The organism is Bacteroidia bacterium (assembly GCA_025056095.1).
In the GTDB taxonomy this organism is placed as follows: Bacteria; Bacteroidota; Bacteroidia; order JANWVE01; family JANWVE01; genus JANWVE01.
The window spans coordinates 1-3,126 of sequence record JANWVW010000281.1; the positions used below are offsets into that span (position 1 = coordinate 1).

General features: G+C 40.8%; 2 protein-coding genes. Both read left to right on the forward strand.

The features are described from left to right. Positions 1-424 precede the first annotated feature (424 nt). The gene (locus tag NZ519_13360) at positions 425-2,077 is read left to right on the forward strand and encodes a hypothetical protein (GenBank protein ID MCS7029741.1); all 1,653 of its coding nucleotides are present in this window, start codon (positions 425-427) and stop codon (positions 2,075-2,077) included. 14 nt (positions 2,078-2,091) lie between these two features. Continuing rightward, positions 2,092-3,126 (forward strand): hypothetical protein (locus NZ519_13365; protein MCS7029742.1); only part of this gene is annotated, 1,035 nt, incomplete at its 3' end.

Here is a 3,126-nt window from a genome sequence, read left to right on the forward strand (position 1 = left end):
CATCTTTGCCACTGGTTATGAGGGTGAAAAGCAACATCGTTCCGCTAACTTTACTTTCCCGTCCATACTCCCTGAGCGGTCGTACGGCGGGAAAGTGGGCGTTGAGCGGAAATGATCCAAAAGCACACATCCATGTACCACTCGAACACATATAAGGCTCTGAACTTTCACGCGGCGCAGCGGCCGGGCGCTGGGTTGAGGTTGGGCGGCGATGAAGCATCTTTTGCGCGGGAGTGGGTGCATCCGGGAATTGGTTTTGTAGTGGTTGCCGCTGGCGGTGGTTGGTGCGCTTCTGGCCGCCTTAGAATGTTTAGAAACGCGCACGCGGATGCCGAAAAGCGGGGAGAGAGTAGGCAATTAATAGGAAGGTCTCGAGATGCATCTCCATAAGAGCAATAAGACCTTCCTCAAAAAAAGATATAATATGAAAAACTATAAAGTATCATTTCGCCATACTACCACCATACTTACTACTATAGTCTTAGCGGTCAGTATATTAAGTTGTCGAAAGGATTGGCTCAATGAGTCATCTAATCTTAACGATCGCTTAAATAGTTCATTAAGATCGGGAGAAGTTATTGAAGGAGATTTTAATTTTTATCCTTTTGACATTCCTAGTGGCACCTTAATGTCTGTGGAGGAGGGCCGAAAAGCCTTGGCATACGCTGTCTCATCAGAAATGTTTCACAATATAGCCTTTAGAGATACGATATACAGCATTTTTTGTCCGGACAGCGTTCGCTATAAAGAAGTTGTATTTGGAAGCGTAAGAAATCGAACAATTCCGACGTTAGAGGGTGGCTCGACTGTCACTAAAACAATATCAACTTTGTTGAATGAAAGATTAAGACAATTATCCATTTTTAGCGCAGTCCCAGATCCGCTGGAGCATATACTGGAGAATGATGAACTCGTAAGTTTGTGGTTTCCAAATCACTTGATCCATACCTTTAGGGATAGTCTCTTTGATAATTATTTGCCCATCATTTATTCAAATTTAATATTCGTGGAAGGTTGGGCATCAGAATTAGAAGAAGAAAGTGTGAATAAAGTCGTAGGGTTGCGAATATCGGAGGCTCCTATGTATAGGCTCTATGACCCTGTTAATAAAAGGTATCATCCTGGTAATGTTGCTTTTGAAGATATGCATGGATATACTCCTGATATTTGTCAAGAACTAAGTCAACATCTTGACAATTTGCCATATTATGAGTTATCTCCTAACTTTAAGCTGGTTCATGTTGTTGACGATGTTCAAAAATTTTATGCAAATGAATGTTCGTCGTCTCCACCCATACCCTTATCCTCACAACTAAATAATTACAGTTGCCCGAGAGCTGAATACGAATTAAAGATAATTGGAGACTACAACAAAAATGCTAACTATTTCAATGCTTTTGAGTTAGCCAGTCCTGCAGCCTTTGATCACATATCCTCTCATCCTTGCAATCAGTGGTACTCTAATAAGACGATGGCATTTCGTTTTACTTGGTTACCGGCAGTAGACGGCGAACCAATTGATCAGCCATATCATCACTTGGTTCATTGCTATTCTACGGATTTGATGGCAACTACTTACAGTTACAGTATTGTAAGGGTCACCCCGCCTAGATTACCATTTCCCTTTTATTTTCCGGTAATTAAAACTGTGATTAGTAAGAATATTAAAACCTACTGGTTTCCTGAAGGTCCTAGAGTAGTGTTCTCTAATGATGAGGCTAAAAATCATTGGAAGCTTGATAAAAATGGTGATGGTGTCTTTTTTTCTGCTAAGATAGTTCATTTTGGATCTTGTACTGGAAGTAATCAACAAACAACAACCCACTCCTTTCAGATAGGTGGTAAATTTGATTTTAAAATACCTAAAATAGAATTACCAGTGGGCATAAACTTTGAATATAAGTATTCAAGGCAAAAGGTCGTTACCTACCAAATAACAGCCAGTGACACTTATGATCTGGGTAATGCCAATCTTGAATATTGTCATCCTTATGTTCCAGGAAGTGGTAACAGATTTTTGCAATGGATAAGCACCGGAACTGTCATACTTCGTTTCCGCTCTCCATGGTATAACTAAAAACATAAGGCTCTATGAGAAGGATTATTTTGTTGATTTTCTCTTTATTTCTTATACTAATATATTGCAAAAAGGCCCCTCTGGAGGGGCCGAAGCTGAGCATTGAAAACCTGGCCAAGTATTGGGATCACGATTTTGACAGGCAGCGTCTTTTTAAGTTGCGCCTTGCTTTTGCAAAAACAGTCGCAAAGGCATTTAAAAGTGAGGAGTTTTCAAAATACTTCAAAAATAAGTTTGGCATGGCTAAGGATAGTCACTTTGAGGAGTTATTCTTTGCCCTCTATAAGGATGATGTGATTGGTTCCTCAGGGAGTACATTGTATGAACATCTACAAAATAATATTGACGCCGAAGCTTTTGATTTATTTGGTAGCAAACTCCTGGACTTGGTACTTCAATATGATCCCTGTGTAGTAATTAAGCTACCTGATGTCTTTCGCCAGATAGATTGGAATGTAAGGGAAATGCGCCCAGCGGTCATACCGCAGATGCCCTACATGCCCTCCCCGGAGGAAATGCTGGGCGAAAACAATCGTTTTATAGTGTACTACTTTACCGGAGAGGTTGAGGTATCTAACCAACGATTTGATTACTTTCATGTAATAGTTAAATACAGTGAAGATTATGCTCTCATAGAACCCAACAGTTTTGTCAACGATAAAGGCATATCTCTGTATGAACTTATACCTCAGGTAGCAGACTGCGACTATGGAATGCGCAGGGATATCTTGGAACTGGGTAAACCCCATGCCTATCATAAGGGTCTGCTCGTTGTTCGTAAAATGGATGTTTTTAACAGATGGCAGAGTAAATGTGGTTTCAAAGGCAAATACTGGAGCCATGCTCCCTGCCCAATAGCGCCAAATTGTCCGCGTGAATGCGTTCCTATGGAAGAGAGTGTCATAGTAGTAGACTCGTTCAGAATGACTATGGGTAGGATTTTTGAGTTAAACGACATTCATATGGATGAGAGTTATACTTACTCTTGGACTGCGTGGAGCAGAATGGAACCTGACTTTATCTACAGACTCACTGTTCCCTCTTTACCT

Coding starts and splice junctions, on each gene's coding strand:
- NZ519_13360 (MCS7029741.1), top strand. CDS start 425: ATGAAAAACTATAAAGTATCATTTCGCCATACTACCACCATACTTACT.